The organism is Methyloceanibacter sp. (genome assembly GCF_051306395.1).
In the GTDB taxonomy this organism is placed as follows: domain Bacteria; phylum Pseudomonadota; class Alphaproteobacteria; order Rhizobiales; family Methyloligellaceae; genus Methyloceanibacter.
This window is the reverse complement of sequence record NZ_JBPPND010000074.1, coordinates 1-17,947: the sequence shown is the minus strand read 5'-3', so window position 1 is coordinate 17,947 and position 17,947 is coordinate 1. Positions and strand designations below refer to the sequence as shown.

Here is a 17,947-nt window from a genome sequence, read left to right as displayed (position 1 = left end):
GGCCAAGAAGGCGACCGTCGATTTCACCGGCACGAGTCCGCAGACCACGACGACATTCAATGCACCAGAGCCCATCACGCGGGCTTGCGTGCTCTATGTGTTCCGGACGCTGGTGGACGACGACATTCCGCTCAACGCGGGGTGCCTGCGCCATATCAAGATCGTGGTGCCAAAGGGCTCGCTGCTGAAACCCAAATATCCGGCCCCGGTGGCTGGCGGCAATGTGGAGACGAGCCAGACCATCGTGAACTGCCTCTACGGCGCGCTCGGCGTGCTCGGGTCCGCGCAAGGCACTATGAACAATCTCACCTTCGGCAACGCGCAGTTCCAATACTACGAGACGATCTGCTCGGGTGCGCCGGCGGGACCGGGCTTTGACGGTGTCTCGGCCGTGCAGACGCACATGACCAATTCTCGGCTGACCGACCCGGAGGTACTGGAGCTGCGATACCCCGTGTTGCTGGAGCGCTTCGAGATCGCGCGGGGCTCCGGGGGCAAAGGCGAGTGGCGCGCCGGTGACGGCACGCTTCGCGTGATCCGGTTTCTCGAGGAGATGAACTGCGCCATTCTGTCAGGCTTCCGCAAGGTGCGGCCCTTCGGCGCGAAAGGCTCCACGCCGGGCCAGACCGGCGAGAATTGGGTGCGGCGCCGGTCGGGCCATTTAGAACGGCTGAAAGGCGCCGACCAGATCGTGATTGCGGCGGGCGAGGCAATCGTCATCAAGACGCCCACCGGCGGCGGCTATGGTAAAGCAAAAGTCCGTCATACTGAGGCGCGAGCGAAGCGAACCTCGAAGGAATAGCTTCAGGGTGTGGAATGGCGATTGACGGCAAGATCCTGATCTCCCGCGCCGGCATCGCCGGGCTCACGCTCGCCGTGCTGCTGAAAGAACAAGGCACCAAGAGCGTGCTGGAGGGCTACTCTTAGAAGCTGACCTTGTCTTAGAAGCTGACCTTGGCCTTTTCGGCGTTGAACACGGTGACCGATTTTCCAGGCTCGATTGCGCCGGACGTCGTGAAGGAGTGGGGCACGAACTCGACGGTCGTCTTGCAGCTCCCACCGGCGCACTCACCAGAAAGCTTTTCCTTGGCGTCCTCGGGCTCGATGTCGTCGGCATTCACGTAGACGCCTTCCTCGGTGGTGCACTCATAGCCGAGCACGTCGCCAGAGCGCCCACCCTTCACGCAATAGGCCTCCATCGCGACCTCTTGGCCGAGGAAGCTCTGGGGGCTCTTGGCGACCTCTTGCAGGTCGGTGGGCTCGGCGAGCGCCGCTGGCGCGGCGAACGCAATCCCTGCAATCAAAAAAGCGGCGAGACGGCCATTTACGCGATGCATCGTATCCACCTCAGTTGATCTGGTTTTTCTGATGGCCCTCGGGGCCGCTTCGGCCGGCATCCTACAAGGGCGGGCGCGGAAGAAAAGCCCGTCCTTGGCGCAAAGATTAAGGGCGCGGGATCAAATCCCGCGCCCTTCCAAGCGTGTTGCCTCTGTTTCGGCTCGTTCGCAGGGGAGCTTCGAGCTTAGTTGGTGGCCGCCGTGCCGCCTTGACCGCGCTCAGCCATGAACTGGTCGAACTCGGCCTTGTCCTTCGCGTGGCGCAGGCGCTTGAGGAAGCCTTGGAACTCGTTCGCCTCCTCTTCGAGCCGCTTCAGGGTCTCCTCGCGGTATTCGTCGAAGGCATGATTGCCGGTCGAGCCGAGCCCGCCGCGGAACCGCCGCGCCTCGTCGTTGAAGTACTCGCGCCAAGCTTTCTTATTTCCGCATCCCATGCGTCCACTCCAGATCAGATAGGCCAAAACGCCAAGGCCGATAGGCCACCAGACAATGAAGCCGAGGATCATCGCCGCGATCCAAGCCGGCTTCCCGTAGTCGTCCAAGCTCGCAACCAGTTGCATTGGGGTCCTTTCCGGGCTTCGGTGTGAATGTTATTTACATTTACATACATGAGACCCCTTGGCAAGACGGTCAAGGGGACGCCTCAAAAATATGGTGTCAGATTGGGGAATCGCGTAGGGGGCGCCAAAGAAAATTTAACCTCATGGCGCGAGAGTCCGCGCATCAATTCGCTGAAAATTGTATGATCTTTGTGGGGTTTCGGGGGGCTTTCCATGCGTTCTGCATACCGCCGACTGGTGAACTTGAGTTTGGCCCTTGCGGTGGCCGCAGGCATCGCAGGCGGGGGCACTGCGCTTGCGCGCTCGCTTAAGGACGTCAAACCGCATAACGGCGTGATCCGCGCCCACACCATGCCGATCCAGGGCATCGACGTGTCTTACTGGCAGGGCGACATCGACTGGCGGCAGGTGCGTGAAGCCGGCATCCACTTCGCCTTCATCAAGGCCACCGAGGGCGGCGACCACCTCGACCCGAAGTTCCGGCAGAACTGGAATGCGGCGAAGCGCGCCGGCGTGGCGCGCGGGGCCTACCACTTCATCTATTGGTGCCGCTATGCCAGCGAGCAGGCGGACTGGTTCGTGCGCAACGTCCCGCGCGACCCCGATGCCTTGCCGCCGGTGCTCGACCTCGAATGGCACACCCACTCCAAGACCTGCCCGCAGAAGATTTCCCGCGAGCTCGCGCTCAAGAAGACCAAGATCATCCTAGAGGCGATGGAGCGGCACACGGGCAAGCGGCCGATCATCTACACCGATCCCGCCTTTCACCGTGAAGTGCTGCAAGGCGAGCTCAAAGGCTATCAGTTCTGGCTGCGCTCGGTGGCCGCGGAGCCAAGCAAGATCTATCCGGGAAGGCCCTGGGCGTTCTGGCAGTTCACCACCACCGGCAGCGTACCGGGCATCAAGGGCAAGGTGGACCGCAATATCTACAACGGCTCGCCCAGCGACTGGGACCGCGTGCTTAAATGGCTCGAGGCGAGCAGCTAACGGCGGACCGCTGATCGCGCCGCTAAGACTCCGTCCCCCCACCCTCTTCGTCGGAGAGAACCCCGAGTCCTTTCAGGTAGATAAGCAGTCCGCTTTCGAGCACGTCCTCGGGCGACATCGGCACTTTGCGCGACGCCCTGCCCTCCTGGGCGAAGAGCGAGGCGACGCCGTGCGCCATGGTCCAGATATGCAGGCTGACGAGCTTGATCGGCGGGCGCTTGTCTTCGGGAAGATGGCGGCAGAGCGCGGCGGCGGCCTGCTGCAATATGTCAAAGGAGCGCTCCGCGGCGGGGATCGTCTCGCCCTCGGTGCCCGGCGCCAGCCCCGCCCCGAACATCACCGTGTAGCTGGCAGGCTCCTCGCGGGCGAAAGCGAGATAAGCGCGGCCCAGATTCACGAAGGCCGAGAGGGGCGTCGGCACGCCGTTGTTCCAGGCCGCGTCGAGACGCGCGGCGAAACGCTCGAAGCCGTGGCGGGCGACCTCGGCCAGCAGCGCATCGCGATCCTTGAAATGACGATAGGGCGCGGCGGGGCTCACGCCGGCAAGCCGCGCCGCCTCCGTCAAGCTGAAGCCGAAGGCGCCGTGCTCCTCGATGAGCTTGCGCGCGGCCTCCAGCAGCACCTCTTTGAGGTTGCCGTGATGATAAGAGCTTGGGCGCCGCCAGCCGCGGCCAGAGTGATTCATGTAAAGGGCTTTTACATGAACACGTTGGCTGTCGCCAGCTACCGTTATGTTCAAAACAGAATCAGCCCAGGATAATCGGTGGACGGTCATCCGCCTCGCCGAGGCAAGCGAACAGCATGACAGCACCCGAGACAGAGCTTGGCGTAAGGTCGTTTCTCACCACCGAGACGCCGGCGGTGGCCGGCATTCTTACGACCCTCGTCTTCGTCGCGTTCGGGGACGCGCTGCTTTCCGATCTCGAAAATCATCTTCTCACCATCGCGATGTTCGTGTGTCTGTTCGCGGTGATGATGTGGGGCGCGTTCGGCGTGGTGCGCCACGCCGACGCCGTGGCCGAGAAGCTAGGCGAGCCTTATGGCACGCTCGTGCTTACGTTCTCGGTGATCATCATCGAGGTTGCCCTGCTCGCGGCGATCATGCTGCACGGACAGAACAACCCGACGCTCGCGCGCGACGTGATGTTCGCCACGTTGATGATCGTGCTCAACGGGATGGTGGGAACGGCGCTGCTCATCGGTGCATTGCGCTACTGGGAGCAGGAGTGCAACCTGACGGGCGCCCGTTCCTTTCTCGTGGTCCTGTCGGCCCTGTCGATCGTCGCGCTCGTTCTGCCGAAATACACCGAGACGCCGCCGAGCCCCGTCGAGGCCCCCGGCAAGGCAATCTTGTTCATCGCCATCACCGTCTTGTTCTACGGCGTCTTCATTTTCATCCAGACGATGCGGCACGGCGCGTTTTTTGCCGACCCGGAAGAGCGCTCCGACGACCCGTCCCACCAAACCCGCGAACCGACACGCCCACTCGCCTATCACGTCGTGATGCTCGCGTTGACGCTGATCCCCGTGGTGGCTCTGTCGGAGTATCTGGCGGTGATCGTCGATTTCGGTATCGAGGATATTGGCCTACCGGAGCCGTTGGGCGGCGTGTTGATCGCTATTCTCGTACTTGCCCCCGAAGGTCTCACCGCATTTCACGCAGCCCTCGCCAATCATCTCCAACGCGCCGTGAATGTCTGTCTGGGCTCGGCCCTTTCCACCATTGGGCTGACCATTCCGGCCGTGTTGCTGATCGGGTTCGCAGCCAACATCGATGTCCATCTCGGTCTCACGGATGTCGAAACCGTACTTCTGGTGTTGACGCTGTTCGTGAGCGGGCTGACCTTTGCCGGCGGGCGCACCAACGTGCTCCAGGGCGCGGTGCACCTTCTCCTGTTCTTCGTCTACGTGGCGCTGCTCTTCAGCCCGTAAAGCGCGCCGCGAAAAGTAAGGCTAACGCCCACTTTCCCGGTATTCCTGCTATTCCCTTGTGACCACGTTCTTCGCTACACTCCGGGCAAAATTTGCTTAGGGAGTGTCAAGAAATGCAGCATCGTGGCATCGCCTTTGCCGACCGTCTGCCTTCTCGGCTGATCGCCGGCGCCGCCGCGATCGCTCTTGCCGGGCATGTTTGGACTGCCGCCGCCCAGGACGTCAAGCCGGGGCCCTGCACCGACGACGCCATGATCGTGTTCGATGCGTCAGGGTCCATGTCGGGAAATCAGACCCTCGGCATCCCCAACTCGCGCCCGCGCATCGACGAGGTGCGCGCGGCGCTGGCGCAAGTCCTGCCGAGCGCCACCAAGTTCCGCCGCGTCGGCCTCGTGACCTACGGTCCGGGCCCCTACAACCAGTGCAATGTCAGCCTCGATCTCAAACCGACCGCTAACGCCGCCAAGCCGATCATGCGGGCGGTGAGCCGGATCGTGCCGGCGGGCAAGACGCCGCTGACCTCCGGCTTCGAGCAAGCGGCCGAGGCGCTCGATTACCGCAACAAGCCAGGTGTGATCGTGGTGGTGACCGATGGCGAGGAGACTTGCGGGCGCTCGCCGTGCGATGTCGCCAAGATGCTCCATGATAACGCGGCGCAACTCACCATCCACGTGATCGGCTTCCGCTACAGCGGCTTCTCATGGACCGGGCAAAACAGCATCATGGACCTGATGTGCATCGCCGATCAGAACAACGGCATGTACATCAAAGCCAACGACGAGAGCGAGCTGGTCGAGGCTCTCGAGAAGACGCTCGACTGCCCCATGGTTTCCCAGGCGCCGCTCGTCCCCCTCATCCGCTGATTGGCGACAGCCCGGGCTTGTCTCAGAGGCCCATGGCCGCATGGGCTTCGCCCATGTATTTCATGCATTCGTCGGTGTCGCCGTCCTTCATGGCCGCCTTGGACTGATCCAGTGCCGCCATGGCCTCCTTCTGCTTCGCGTCGTCCGTCATGTCCGCGATCATCTGGTCCATCTGCTTCATGTGATCGTCGTTGCAAAGATCGGCCGCAGAAGCAGCGCCGATAGCAAGTGCCGATGCGAAGCCGAAAAACAGCAGAGTCTTGATCATCTTTTCCTCCTCGCGAAGGACATCGATTGGCCGGTGTCCAGGGAGAGAACGCGCAATCCGCTGAAATCGTTCTTTGGGCGCCATCCCCGAGGTTCGAATTATACACAGCTTATCCAAGGCGCTCGCTCCCGGCGGCGTGTTCCGCAAAGGATATCCCCGTTTTCCGGGATTTTTTGGCTTCGGCAAAAAGATTCGTCCCGTGAGGAAACAAAAAGTCCCTAAAGGCGTTGTTGGCCTCAGCGTCGGGTGGATTGTTCATTGTGCGGCGCAACAAGGAAACGGCTTGGCACTTGCCGAGGGGAGCCGGTAGAGTCACCCGGTTGCGGAACGGGCACCCCTCCAATCGGAAAGGAGAGCTTCCGATGGAACTCACAGCCAAATTAACGATGGTCACGGCCATCGTGTCGTTCAGCTTCCTCGCGGCTGTCATCCTGGGGATGATCTAGGGCGAGGCTTCCGGCCTTTAGGCCATTACCCACATTTCAGCAGTCCATGAGGCGCCACTGGCGGATCCAACCGCCCGGGGCGACCTCCCCGCCGGGGCGGCGGTTCAGGCCGCGGCGTCGGTGACCCGCTTCGGATCGTAGTTGAGGATGGGCGCGAGCCAGCGCTCCGCTTCCTCGACCGACCACCCCTTGCGCGCGGCATAATCTTCGATCTGATCGCGGCCGATCTTGCCGACGCCGAAATAGCGGGCGTCCGGGTGCGAAAAGTAGAATCCCGAGACCGCGGCGGCCGGCCACATGGCGTAGCTCTCGGTCAGCTTCACGCCGATCTCCTTCTCCGCATCGAGCACGCTGAACAGGGTGCGCTTCTCCGTGTGGTCGGGCTGGGCCGGATAGCCCGGTGCCGGGCGGATACCGGCATAGTCCTCGGCGATGAGTGCGTCATTGGAGAGCGCCTCGTCGGGGGCGTAGCCCCACAGCTCGCGGCGCACCTTTTCGTGCAGCGCCTCGGCGAAGGCCTCGGCGAGGCGGTCGGCAAGCGCCTGAGACAAGATCTTCGAGTAGTCGTCGTTGGCGCGCTCGAAGCGGCGGGCCACGTCCTCCTCACCGATGCCGGCGGTCACGGCGAAGCCGCCGATATAGTCGGCGACGCCGGAGTCCTTCGGCGCGATGAAGTCGGCAAGGGCGATATTCGCGCGGCCGGTGCCACGCGCCATCTGCTGACGGAGGGTGTGCAACATGGCGAAGGGCTTCTTCCGGCTCTCGTCGGCGTAGAGCTCGATGTCGTCGCCCATGCTGTTCGCCGGCCAGAAGCCGACCACGGCATTCGCCGTCAGCCACTTCTCCTCGATGATTTGTTTCAGCATGGCCTGGGCGTCCTCGAACAGAGGACGAGCCGCCTCGCCATATTTGTCGTCGTCCAGGATGCGGGGGTACTGACCCTTCAGCTCCCAGGCTTGGAAGAACGGCGTCCAATCGATATAGCGGGCGAGGTTGGCGAGGTCGTAGGCCTTGAGCGTGCGCGTACCGAGGAAGCTCGGCTTGGGGGGCGTGTAGCCGGCCCAGTCGAGCTTGAGCGCATTGCCGCGGGCCTGCGCCAGCGGCGACCTCGTCTTCTCCTCCTGGCCGCGCGCGTAGGACTCCGCCATTTGCGCATATTCCTCGCGCACCTTGGCAATCCGCTTCTCACGCTCCTCTTTCGAGATCAGCCCAGAGACCACGCCTACGGCGCGGCTTGCATCGGTCACGTAGATCGCCTGGCTGCGCTGATAATTCGGGCTGATCTTGACGGCGGTATGCACGCGGCTCGTGGTGGCGCCGCCGATCAGCAGCGGCAGGTCGAAGCCTTCGCGCTCCATCTCGGCCGCCACGTGGCACATCTCGTCGAGCGACGGGGTGATCAGACCGGACAGACCGATAATATCGACCTTCCGTTCCCGCGCCGTATCGAGAATCTTCTGCGATGGCACCATGACGCCGAGATCGATGACCTCGTAGTTGTTGCACTGAAGCACGACGCCGACGATGTTCTTGCCGATATCGTGCACGTCGCCTTTCACGGTGGCGAGCAGGCTCTTGCCGGCGGGCTCCCCCTGCGCCAGCCCCATCTCCTCCTTTTCCTTCTCCATGAAGGGCATGAGATAGGCGACCGCCTTTTTCATCACGCGGGCGGACTTCACCACTTGCGGCAGGAACATCTTGCCGGCCCCGAACAGGTCGCCGACCACGCCCATGCCGTCCATCAAGGGCCCTTCGATGACATGCAGCGGACGCTCGGCTTGCTGGCGCGCTTCCTCCGTGTCCTCTTCGATGTAATTGGCGATGCCGTGGACCAGCGAATAGGTGAGCCGCTCTTGCACCGGCTTCTCGCGCCAGGAGAGGTCGGCTTCCTTCCTCTGAGACGCGCCGTCCTTGTAGCGCTCGGCGGCCTCCAACAGGCGATCGGTGGCGTCGTCACGCCGGTTGAGGATCACGTCCTCGACGAGGTCGCGCAGCTCCGGCTTGATGTCGTCATAGAGCGCAAGCTGACCGGCATTGACGATGCCCATGTCCATGCCCGCTTGAATGGCGTGATAGAGGAACACCGAATGCATGGCCTCGCGCACCTGCTCGTTGCCCCGGAAGGCAAAGGACAGGTTCGACACGCCGCCGGAGATATGCACGTAAGGCAGCTCTTCCTTGATGCGGCGCGTGGCGTCGATGAACGCGCGGGCGTAATTATTGTGCTCCTCGATGCCGGTGGCGACGGCAAAGATGTTCGGATCGAAAATGATGTCCTCAGGGGGGAAACCCACCTTTTCGGTCAGAAGCTCGTAGGCGCGCTTGCAGATCGCGAGCTTCTGGTCGGCCGTTTCCGCCTGCCCCTTCTCATCGAAGGCCATGACCACGACGGCCGCGCCGTAGCGCAGCACTTTGCGCGCATGATCGAGGAAGGGCTCCTCGCCCTCCTTCAGGCTGATAGAGTTCACCACCGACTTGCCTTGGACGCATTTCAGTCCCGTCTCGATGACCGTCCACTTGGACGAGTCGAGCATGATCGGCACGCGCGAGATATCAGGCTCGGCGGCGATCAGATTCAAAAAGGTTTCCATGGCCTTCTCGGAATCGAGCATGCCCTCGTCCATGTTGACGTCGAGCATGTTGGCACCGCTCTCCACCTGCTGGCGCGCGACCTCGAGCGCCGTGGCGTAGTCGTTGGCCTCGATGAGCTTACGGAAGCGCGCGGAACCGGTGACGTTGGTCCGCTCGCCCACCATGACGAAATTCTGGGCACCGTTGGTCAATTGAAATCACCCATGTATGAAAGGTTCGAGGCCCGAAAGACGAAGCGCATGCTCCACCTCGGGCACTTTGCGTGGCTTGTAGTCGGCCACGGCGGCGGCGATGGCGCCGATATGCTCGGGCGTGGTGCCGCAGCAGCCGCCGACAATGTTGATGAGGCCGTTCTTGGCCCAATCCTCCAGCAGCACGGCCATTTGCTCGGGGCTCTCGTCGTACTCGCCCATCTCGTTGGGGAGCCCGGCATTGGGATAGACGCTGACATAAGTGTCGGCGACATGGGCCATCTCATCGACCGAAGGCCTGAGCTGCTCGGCGCCGAAGGAGCAGTTGAGCCCGATGGAAAAGGGCCTCAAATGCTTCATGGAGTACCAGAAGGCCTCCGGGGTCTGGCCTGACAGGTTGCGGCCCGAGAGGTCCGTGATGGTGCCGGAGATCATGATGGGTAGCGCGATGCCCATCTCGTCGAAGACTTGCTCCACCGCGAAACCCGCCGCCTTCGCGTTCAGCGTGTCGAACACGGTCTCGATCAGGATGGTATCGGCGCCACCCTCGATCAGCCCGCGGGTCTGCGTGGCATAGGCCTCGACCAGCTCGTCGAAGCTGACATTGCGGAACCCGGGATTGTTCACGTCGGGCGAGATGGATGCGGTGCGGTTGGTGGGGCCGACGGCGCCCGCAACGAAGCGCGGCTTGTCCGGCGTCTTGGCCGTCCACTCGTCGGCGGCCTCACGCGCGAGCTTGGCCGCGGCCACGTTCATCTCGTGGGAGATCTCTTCCAGCCCGTAATCGGCCTGGCTGATGGCTTGGGCGTTGAAGGTGTTGGTCTCCAGGATATCGGCGCCGGCCTCCAGGTACTTGCCGTGAATCTCCCGAATGATGTCGGGCTGGCTCAGCACCAGCAGGTCGTTATTGCCCTTCAGATCGCGCGGATGGTCCTTGAACCGCTCGCCGCGATAGGCAGCCTCGTCCAGCTTGTAGCCTTGGATGGCCGTGCCCATGGCGCCATCCAGAATGAGGATGCGCTTTTTGGCGGCGCGCTTCAGCGCCTCGATACGCTCTTTACGGGTCATGTCGCGGGTTCCACTTTGGCTTCGGTGAAGGCCTTGGCCGGGCGCAGGCCCAGCAGGTAGCAAATGGCGTAGACGAGGTCGGCGCGGTTCAGGGTGTAGAAGTGGAACTCGGTGATGCCCTGGTCCACGAGCCCGAGCACCTGCTCCGCCGCGACCGCCGCGGCCACGAGATGGCGCGTCTCCTGATCTTCATCCAGCCCTTCGAAGCGGCGGCCGATCCAGTCCGGCATGCTCGCGCCGGAGCGCTCGGCGAAGCTCGAGACCTGCTTGAAGTTATGGATGGGGATGAGCCCGGGCACGATGGGAATATCGATCCCGGCCGCGCGCACCCGGTCGAGATAGCGAAAATAAACCTCGTTATCGAAGAAGAACTGGGTGATGGCGCCGGTGGCGCCCGCGTCGATCTTGGCCTTCAACATGTCGATATCGGCCTCGACGGAAGGCGATTCCGGATGCTTCTCCGGATAGCAGCCGACCGAAATTTCGAACGGTGCGATCTTCTTGATACCGGCGGTCAAGTCCGCCGCATTGGCATAGCCGCCGGGAGTCGGTTCGTAGCACTCGCCAACGCCGTCAGGCGGATCGCCGCGCAGCGCCACGATCTGGCGCACGCCGAGATCCCAATAATCGCGGATGACCTCGTCGATCTCCTCCTTGGTGGCGGAGACGCAGGTGAGATGCGCGGCGGGCTTCAGCGTCGTCTCGCGCAGCATGCGGCCCACGGTGGCGTGAGTACGCTCGCGGGTGGAGCCGCCGGCGCCGTAGGTCACCGAGACATATTTCGGGCGCAACGGTTCGAGCCTGCGGATCGAGCGCCACAGGGTGTCCTCCATCGGGTCGGTCTTCGGCGGGAAGAACTCGAACGACACGTCGATGTCGCCGCGGCCGAGAAAGCGGCGCTTGGGCGGCTCTTGGGTGTGCGGACTTTGGTTGTGCGGATCTTGGGATGCAAGCATCTAAGCGGCGACCTCCACCTTGGGGCTCAGTTTTCTTCTCTTGCCGGCGGTGACGGGCTTCTGGCCAAGCCACAGCGAAACGATCAGCTTGCCTTCCGCGGGGCCTGGGCTCAGCTCGCGGAAGCGCGCCAGCTTGAGGCCCGCCCCTTCCAGCATGCGGCCAAGCTGATCGCGGTCGAAGCCGAGACGCCGATGCGCCGACTGCTCGCGCAGAAATTCGAGCTCATGCGGCGCGAAATCGACGACCAGCAGTTTGCCGCCCGGCGCCAGCACGCGGGCTGCCTCGGCCACGGCGGAAGCGGGATCGTCGAGGAAGTGCAGCACCTGATGCAGCACCACCGCGTCGGCCGCCTCGTCCGGCAGCGGCACATTATAGAGATCGCCGTGGCGGACTTGCGCCTGGGAGAGCCCGGCGCGTTCCAGCTTCATGCGGGCATAGGCCAGCATGTCGTGATTGAGATCGAAGCCGAGCACCTTCTTGGCACGCGGGCCGAACAGTTCAAGGATGCGGCCCGTGCCCGTGCCGAGATCGACCAGACGCTCGAAAGGCCCCTCGCCCAAAGCCTCGTCCATGGCGGCTTCGACCTGGCTCTCGGCCACATGAAGCGTGCGGATGGAATCCCACTCCGCGGCATGGGCCTTGAAGTAGCTCTGGGCCGCCTCCGCGCGTGCCTTCTGCACGGCTTCGGCGCGGGCCCGATCGCGGGCGAGCGTCAAATCGACGGGATCGAGGCTGCCGACAATGGCCCGGGCAAGCGCCCCTTCCGGCCCGCTGTCGGCCGCACGAAAGAACACCCAGGAGCCTTCGCGGAAGCGGGTGATGAGGCCGGCTTCGGCCATGAGTTTCAGGTGCCGGCTGATGCGCGGCTGGCTCTGGGCCAGGATCTGGGTCAGGTCCTTGACGTTCAGCTCCGCACCGGCGAGCAACGCCAGGATGCGCAGACGCGTGGCCTCACCCGCGCCCCGCAGCGCGGCGAGCGCATGATCGCTGGACAGACCTGGAACGGCCGCGCGGCTCTGATCGTCATCTGACATAAAGATATGTTTATATCTTCTCGGCCACGGCCGCAAGACGGCAAGCGCGTAAAAATATCGCCAGCGGTGACGCTGGCGGACAGTGGCTGTTTGCATGGGTGACGCTTATTCGGTGCCGCTCGAGGTCGCCTGGAGCTTTAGGACATCCCACTTCCAACGAGTGTCGTCGGAATCCGGATAAATCCTCAGCAGGGATGGCGGCTCCACGGCAATTTCGGACTGTTCCACGCCGTCATTGAACGAGAACTTGAACTTTCCGCCGCACTGGGGACAGGCGATCCCGGTGTTAGACAATGGCGCCAGTTGGTACTCCTGCCACTCTTCCAGGTCAGGCCGGTAGAGTTGCAGAATCAAGCTCGTTTCGGCGCTAGACGAAACGATGACCTCGCTCTTCCCTTCCGATAGATCCGTGACGCGTGTCTCCAGGACCATGAGGTCCGGGCTTTGACGTGTGGGCACATATTGCAGCTCCCCACCCCGCATCGCCGGATTCAGTTGCGCCGGGAGCATCAAGCTTCTGTCCTCAGTGCCGACGGCGCGACCATAAACCCCTGTGCCCGGCGCCATTGGGGTCCGTGGCGCGGTCGGGAAAGACTCCGCATGACCCGCGCCGTTCGCTATCGCCGCCAACGTGAAACCGCTGACAGCAGCCCACGACCTAAAGAGGTGCGCCTTGCTCATGACGCCGTTCCGGAGGGCTTTGCGGGTTTTGCGGGAGCATCGCCGGAGGGAGGGGCTGGGGGATTATCGCCCGGGTCGTCCCGTCCTTGGGCTCCTTTATCGCTTCGGGCCCAGAATGTATCCGACGATCGTGCCGAACAGGCCGAATGCCGGTGCGATCTGCTCGTTGTTGTAGCCGGCTGTGATCAGAACCATCGTGGCCATGATCACAAAGAGGATTGTCATCGCCCGCGTGGCGTTCTCCAGCTCGCTACGATGAACCTGATTTAAAAATCGAATGGCCAAGTACGCAAAAGCCAGTCCTGCGACCAGAATCACGCAGGTCAGCCAAAACTCGTATGGCGTCTTTCCAGTCAGGAAGAAGTCCGGAAGTGTTTGGGCTTCGCTATATGCCTTCTGAGGCGCGGGATTGGTTTTGGTTGGCGCCTTCGGAATGTTGTCCAACGCTGCCTTGCGCTCCATGACGCGGGTCCTGGACGTTACACCGTACTGCCCACGACAGGCCTGCGACCGGATCACGACCTATGCGGGCTTATTACTATTGTACACTTTATACGTGTTGTCCAGGGCGAGACCCGCTTCGCCTCAGGCGCGGGCGAACTTCTTGTACCGTGGCGCCCAGAAACCTGCCGATTTCAAGCAATCTTGAACTGCCGCAAGGGTTCGGATGCGGTCCTTAGCTGCTACGCTGCCCGCAATCGACCCTCCCACCACCCAGCACGGGGAATACATGATCGCAGTACGCACAAGCCCTACTCGCCTGCTTTTAATGTTCGGATTTTTCGCGCTCGTGTCGCTCGCCGCGCGCGCGGAGGAGACGCCGGCGCAAGATGATCGCCTGAAGGAGGCTATCGCCGGCGACCACAGATCGGAGGAGAACAAGGCGCGCGACAAATATCGCCACCCGTTCGAGACGCTCACCTTCTTCGGTATCGAGCCTGACATGACGGTGGTCGAGATCTATCCGGGCCGGGGCTGGTACACTGAAGTTCTTGCGCCCTATCTCAAGGGCAGCGGCACGCTCTATGCCGCCGAGCACCCGGGCGATCCGTCCTACGCGGCGGTTCAGAGGTCGCTCGAAGCGTTCGATCAGAAAGTGAAGGACGCGCCCGAGCTTTACCGCGAAGTGACACGGACGAAGCTGACCAAGGACGGCGACATCGCGCCTCCAGGCTCGGCTGACCTCGTCGTCACCTTCCGCAACCTGCATAGCTTCATGGGATCGGGCACCGAGCAGGAGGCCCTCGCCGCCATGTTCAAGGCGCTCAAGCCGGGCGGCATGCTTGGCGTCGTGCAGCATCGCGGCGACCCCAACGTGAAGCAGGACCCCAAAGCCGGCTCAGGCTATGTGAACGAGGACCACGTCATCGAGTTGGCCGAGAAGGCGGGCTTCGAGCTCGCGGAAAAATCCGAGATCAACGCCAATCCGAAGGACACGAAGGACTATGCGAAGGGCGTCTGGACGCTGCCACCCTCGCTACGTCTTGGCGATGAGGATCGCGAGAAGTACCTGGCGATCGGCGAGAGCGATCGCATGACGCTGAAATTCGTGAAGCCCGCGCGTTAGGCTCGGGCGAATTTCTTGTATTTGATGCGCTTCGGGATAATCGAGTCCTCGCCGAGGCGGCGCTTCTTGTCCTCCTCGTAGTCCTCGAAATTGCCCTCGAACCACTCCACGTGACTGTCGCCTTCGAACGCCAGGATGTGCGTGGCGATACGGTCGAGGAAGAAGCGATCATGGCTGATGATGACGGCGCAGCCCGCGAAATCCTCGAGCGCCGCTTCCAGCGACGACAACGTCTCCACGTCGAGATCGTTGGTCGGCTCGTCGAGCAGGATCAGGTTCGCGCCTGATTTCAGCATCTTGGCGAGATGGACGCGGTTGCGCTCTCCACCCGAAAGCTGGCCGACCTTCTTCTGCTGGTCGCCGCCCTTGAAGTTGAACCAGCCCACATAGGCGCGCGCCGGCACCTCGCGTTTGCCGAGCGTCACCACCTCCGAGCCTTCGGAGATCTCCTCGTAGACCGACTTCTTCTCGTCGAGCGCGTCGCGGGACTGATCCACATAGCCGAGCTTCACCGTGTCGCCCACCCGGATATCGCCGTTGTCCGGCGTCTCCTGGCCGACGATCATGCGGAACAGCGTGGTCTTGCCCGCGCCGTTCGGACCGATGACGCCGACAATACCGCCCGGCGGCAGCTTGAAGGACAGACCGTCCACGAGAAGCTGGTCGCCGAAGGCCTTCTCAAGGCCCTCCGCCTCGATGACCACGTCGCCGAGACGTGGGCCCGGCGGGATGGTGATCTGTGTTTTCGCCGACTTGTCCTTGCCGGCCTCGGCGAGAAGCTCATCGTAAGCGCGGATGCGCGCCTTGGACTTGGCCTGGCGCGCCTTGGGGCTTGCCCGGATCCAATCGAGCTCGCGGGCGAGCGTGCGCTGCTTTGCCTCTTCCTGCCTGCCCTCGACTTCGAGACGCTTCTGCTTCTGCTCGAGCCAGGACGAGTAATTGCCCTTGTAGGGAACCCCTGCCCCGCGATCGAGCTCGAGCGTCCACTCGGTGATGTTGTCGAGGAAGTAGCGGTCATGGGTCACCATGACGATGGTCCCGGAATAGTCGCGCAAATGATGCTCAAGCCAGGCGACGCTCTCGGCGTCGAGGTGGTTGGTCGGCTCGTCGAGCAGCAGAATGTCGGGCTTGGCGAGCAGCAGGCGGCACAGCGCCACGCGCCGCCGCTCACCGCCCGAGAGCTTCGCCACCTCCGCATCGCCCGGCGGGCAGCGCAGCGCGTCCATGGCCTGCTCCACCTGAGCGTCGAGGTCCCACAAATCGCCGGCGTCGATCTCGTCCTGGAGCTGCGCCATCTCATCAGCGGTCTCGTCGGAATAGTTCATGGCAAGCTCGTTATAGCGGTCGAGCTTCGCCTTCTTCGCCGCCACGCCCTCCATGACATTGCCCATGACGTCCTTGCTGTCGTCGAGCTGGGGCTCCTGGGGCAGATAGCCGACGGCGACCCCGTCCGCCGCCCACGCCTCGCCTACGAACTCCTTCTCGTCGCCCGCCATGATGCGCAGCAGGGTCGACTTGCCCGCGCCGTTGAGGCCGACAACGCCGATCTTGGCGCCGGGGAGGAAGGCGAGCGTCACGTCCTTCAAGACCTGCTTCCCGCCGGGGTAGGTCTTGTTGAGCTTGTTCATGACGTAGACGTATTGCGGGGTGGCCATGGGCGTCCGTTGCAGATGTTTGGTTCCGGGGAATTTCGCTCGCGCTTTTAGCCAATCGCGCGCGGCAACTCAACTGAATGACTTGCTTCTCATGGAAATAGGCCTGTCATGGCCGGGCTTGTCCCGGCCATCCACGATTTACCCATGTGCGGCGTCTCAAAATCGTGCCCGGCACAAGGCCGGGCATGACGGGGATCTTTTTCTTGGCGATATCAGAACAGCTGCGGCAGGCGCGCTTTCAGCTTCCCGGCGAGCGCATCGAGCGGATTCTCCTGGATCGGCTCGATCTCAGACAACGCACGCAAAAATGTCTCAGGCGAGAGATTGTCGATCTGCAGGGTGCGCGACCAGCCATTCTTCATGAGGAAATCGCGGTAAAGCCTCTCGTCCTCGTTGAAGCGATGGCGCTTCGGCGCCACGCCCACCACGGGCAGCCGCGCCGAGACGGCCTCGGAGATCATGGAGCTCGAATCCTCGGTGCAGACGATGGCATCGGCTTGCGCGAAAATTTCCGGCAGCGTGCCGGGGCCGGCGGTGCGGAAATCGATGAACTTGGCAACGACGCTCTCGTCCTTGGCGAGCTCGGCGATGCGGTCGGCCACCTTGTCCGGCGTGCGGCGCGAGGTGGAGATCAGCCAGCGCGTGCCCCAGGCCTTCGAGACCTCCGCGGCGAAGCTCAAGAGCTTCTCCCATTCCTTCCGCTTGTAGTGGAAGCGCCCGGCGCGGCCGCCGATCAGAAGCCCGACGATCTCGGGCCTGCGGTCTGGCCCGTATTGCGGCACAACCTCAGGCCGCCCAAGCTCCTCGGGATCGAGGGAGGAGGGCTTGAGGACGACGAGGTGTTTGTCGCTCGTGGCGTCCCGATCGTAGGACGAGATGATCAGGCTGAAATTCTCCGGCTCCAGCCCGCGCAGCAGCGAGCCGCAGAAGATATTGGGCACGCCGAGCAGCCGGGTGACGCAGATATTGGGCATCTGGGTCTCGCCGCCGGCGGAGACCACGAGATCCGCCTCGGGCAGCTCTTCGGCATCGATGCGGTAGGCCATGCGCAGCATGCGCGGCGGATAGAACGTCTTGGCGTTGATGCGCGCCCGCAGCCACCTTGTGGGCACGATCCATTTGCGCTGCACCTCGATGCGCGTCACCTCGACGGGGCGGAGGCGCGACAGTGCCGTAATCACGCCCTGGGCGATGTGGTAGTGCCCGGGCCTGGTGTCGGCGAGGAAGATGATTCTGAGCGGGGTCACGCGCTGGCTTGGACCTTGGCTGGCATCTTGGCTGGGATGGCTCCCAGCGTCATAGCCCAACCTTGGCGCTGGCTCCAAAGCTTCGTTTTTCCCGAAGCGCCGCGGCGCGGGTTGGCAAAGGGCTTGCGGCTCATCAGTATTGACGGCAGGTGAAGAAGCAGAAGGAGCATCACGTGGCACCCGCAAAAGCCCCTCATGTCGAATGGATCCTCAAGGCGATGGTGTCGGTCGCGGCCTCCGACGGGCGGCTCGATTCCCGCGAGGTCGGCCTCATCCAGCAAGTCTACAAGGACCAATCGGGCGAGACGCTGACTGCCGATGAGATCGCCCGCGCCGCCGGCGACAACGCCAAAGGCGACATGATCGCGAATTTCGCCGCGGCCGCCGAGACGCTCGACAAGAACACCAAGGAAGAGATGATCCGCTCGGCCTATCTCGTGCTGCTCGCCGACGACAGGATCGCGGGCGAAGAGCGCAAGAAGCTTCAGGACCTGTCCCACGCCCTCAAGATCCCGGAAATCCATTTCGGCGCGATCCTGGAGGATTTAGCGATCTGGCTCGC

General features: G+C 63.0%; 16 protein-coding genes and 1 pseudogene. 6 read left to right on the top strand and 11 right to left on the bottom strand.

The window, feature by feature from the left end; translation table 11 throughout:
• The coding region (locus tag ACSLE4_RS04710; protein ID WP_435903322.1) for a hydantoinase B/oxoprolinase family protein at positions 1 to 802 on the top strand (802 nt) is incomplete at its 5' end.
• A gap of 139 nt (positions 803 to 941) precedes the next feature.
• On the opposite strand, the gene ACSLE4_RS04705 is transcribed toward ACSLE4_RS04710, so the two are convergent.
• A complete protein-coding gene (locus ACSLE4_RS04705; protein WP_435903321.1) occupies positions 942 to 1,337 on the bottom strand; it encodes a hypothetical protein in 396 nt (131 codons plus the stop codon).
• A gap of 185 nt (positions 1,338 to 1,522) precedes the next feature.
• Positions 1,523 to 1,897 (bottom strand): DUF2852 domain-containing protein, encoded by a 375-nt coding sequence (locus ACSLE4_RS04700; RefSeq protein WP_435903320.1) that lies wholly within the window; start codon positions 1,895 to 1,897, stop codon positions 1,523 to 1,525.
• Between the two features lie 213 nt (positions 1,898 to 2,110).
• Between ACSLE4_RS04700 and ACSLE4_RS04695 the strand changes: the two genes are divergently transcribed.
• On the top strand, positions 2,111 to 2,884 hold the full coding sequence (locus ACSLE4_RS04695) for a glycoside hydrolase family 25 protein (protein WP_435903319.1): 774 nt from the start codon (positions 2,111 to 2,113) through the stop codon (positions 2,882 to 2,884).
• A 22-nt stretch (positions 2,885 to 2,906) separates the two neighbouring features.
• Here ACSLE4_RS04695 and ACSLE4_RS04690 read toward each other — a convergent pair whose 3' ends face one another.
• Positions 2,907 to 3,569 carry a TetR/AcrR family transcriptional regulator gene (locus ACSLE4_RS04690; protein ID WP_435903318.1) on the bottom strand — a complete coding sequence of 221 codons (663 nt, stop codon included), beginning with the start codon at positions 3,567 to 3,569 and terminating at the stop codon, positions 2,907 to 2,909.
• A 116-nt stretch (positions 3,570 to 3,685) separates the two neighbouring features.
• On the opposite strand from ACSLE4_RS04690, the gene ACSLE4_RS04685 reads away from it, so the two are divergent.
• Both ACSLE4_RS04685 and ACSLE4_RS04680 read left to right on the top strand, forming a co-directional pair.
• Complete coding sequence (locus ACSLE4_RS04685; protein WP_435903317.1) at positions 3,686 to 4,816, top strand: calcium:proton antiporter; 1,131 nt, start codon at positions 3,686 to 3,688, stop codon at positions 4,814 to 4,816.
• 113 nt (positions 4,817 to 4,929) lie between these two features.
• Complete coding sequence (locus ACSLE4_RS04680; protein WP_435903316.1) at positions 4,930 to 5,679, top strand: vWA domain-containing protein; 750 nt, start codon at positions 4,930 to 4,932, stop codon at positions 5,677 to 5,679.
• Between the two features lie 22 nt (positions 5,680 to 5,701).
• Here ACSLE4_RS04680 and ACSLE4_RS04675 read toward each other — a convergent pair whose 3' ends face one another.
• The 6 genes and pseudogenes from ACSLE4_RS04675 to ACSLE4_RS04650 all read right to left on the bottom strand — a co-directional run bounded on the left by ACSLE4_RS04675 (position 5,702) and on the right by ACSLE4_RS04650 (position 13,378).
• A complete protein-coding gene (locus tag ACSLE4_RS04675) occupies positions 5,702 to 5,947 on the bottom strand; it encodes a hypothetical protein (RefSeq protein ID WP_435903315.1) in 246 nt (81 codons plus the stop codon).
• 550 nt (positions 5,948 to 6,497) lie between these two features.
• A pseudogene (gene metH, locus ACSLE4_RS04670) lies at positions 6,498 to 10,244 on the bottom strand (methionine synthase).
• Positions 10,241 to 11,200 carry a methylenetetrahydrofolate reductase [NAD(P)H] gene (metF, locus tag ACSLE4_RS04665; RefSeq protein ID WP_435903314.1) on the bottom strand — a complete coding sequence of 320 codons (960 nt, stop codon included), beginning with the start codon at positions 11,198 to 11,200 and terminating at the stop codon, positions 10,241 to 10,243. The pseudogene metH and the gene metF overlap by 4 nt, the downstream one beginning before the upstream one ends.
• Positions 11,201 to 12,235: an ArsR/SmtB family transcription factor gene (locus tag ACSLE4_RS04660; RefSeq protein WP_435903313.1), complete on the bottom strand. Its 1,035-nt coding sequence runs from the start codon at positions 12,233 to 12,235 to the stop codon at positions 11,201 to 11,203.
• 105 nt (positions 12,236 to 12,340) lie between these two features.
• Positions 12,341 to 12,745, bottom strand: coding sequence for a hypothetical protein (locus ACSLE4_RS04655; RefSeq protein ID WP_435903312.1), 405 nt, complete (start codon positions 12,743 to 12,745; stop codon positions 12,341 to 12,343).
• Positions 12,746 to 13,012: 267 nt separating this feature from the next.
• On the bottom strand, positions 13,013 to 13,378 hold the full coding sequence (locus ACSLE4_RS04650) for a hypothetical protein (protein WP_435903311.1): 366 nt from the start codon (positions 13,376 to 13,378) through the stop codon (positions 13,013 to 13,015).
• 307 nt (positions 13,379 to 13,685) lie between these two features.
• Between ACSLE4_RS04650 and ACSLE4_RS04645 the strand changes: the two genes are divergently transcribed.
• The gene (locus ACSLE4_RS04645; protein WP_435903310.1) at positions 13,686 to 14,483 is read left to right on the top strand and encodes a class I SAM-dependent methyltransferase; all 798 of its coding nucleotides are present in this window, start codon (positions 13,686 to 13,688) and stop codon (positions 14,481 to 14,483) included.
• Here ACSLE4_RS04645 and ettA read toward each other — a convergent pair.
• Both ettA and ACSLE4_RS04635 read right to left on the bottom strand, forming a co-directional pair.
• On the bottom strand, positions 14,480 to 16,138 hold the full coding sequence (ettA, locus tag ACSLE4_RS04640; protein ID WP_435903309.1) for an energy-dependent translational throttle protein EttA: 1,659 nt from the start codon (positions 16,136 to 16,138) through the stop codon (positions 14,480 to 14,482). The two genes, ACSLE4_RS04645 and ettA, sit on opposite strands and share 4 nt — an antisense overlap.
• Before the next feature lie 212 nt (positions 16,139 to 16,350).
• Positions 16,351 to 17,385: an ELM1/GtrOC1 family putative glycosyltransferase gene (locus tag ACSLE4_RS04635; RefSeq protein WP_435903308.1), complete on the bottom strand. Its 1,035-nt coding sequence runs from the start codon at positions 17,383 to 17,385 to the stop codon at positions 16,351 to 16,353.
• A gap of 173 nt (positions 17,386 to 17,558) precedes the next feature.
• Between ACSLE4_RS04635 and ACSLE4_RS04630 the strand changes: the two genes are divergently transcribed.
• The coding region (locus tag ACSLE4_RS04630) for a TerB family tellurite resistance protein (protein WP_435903307.1) at positions 17,559 to 17,947 on the top strand (389 nt) is incomplete at its 3' end.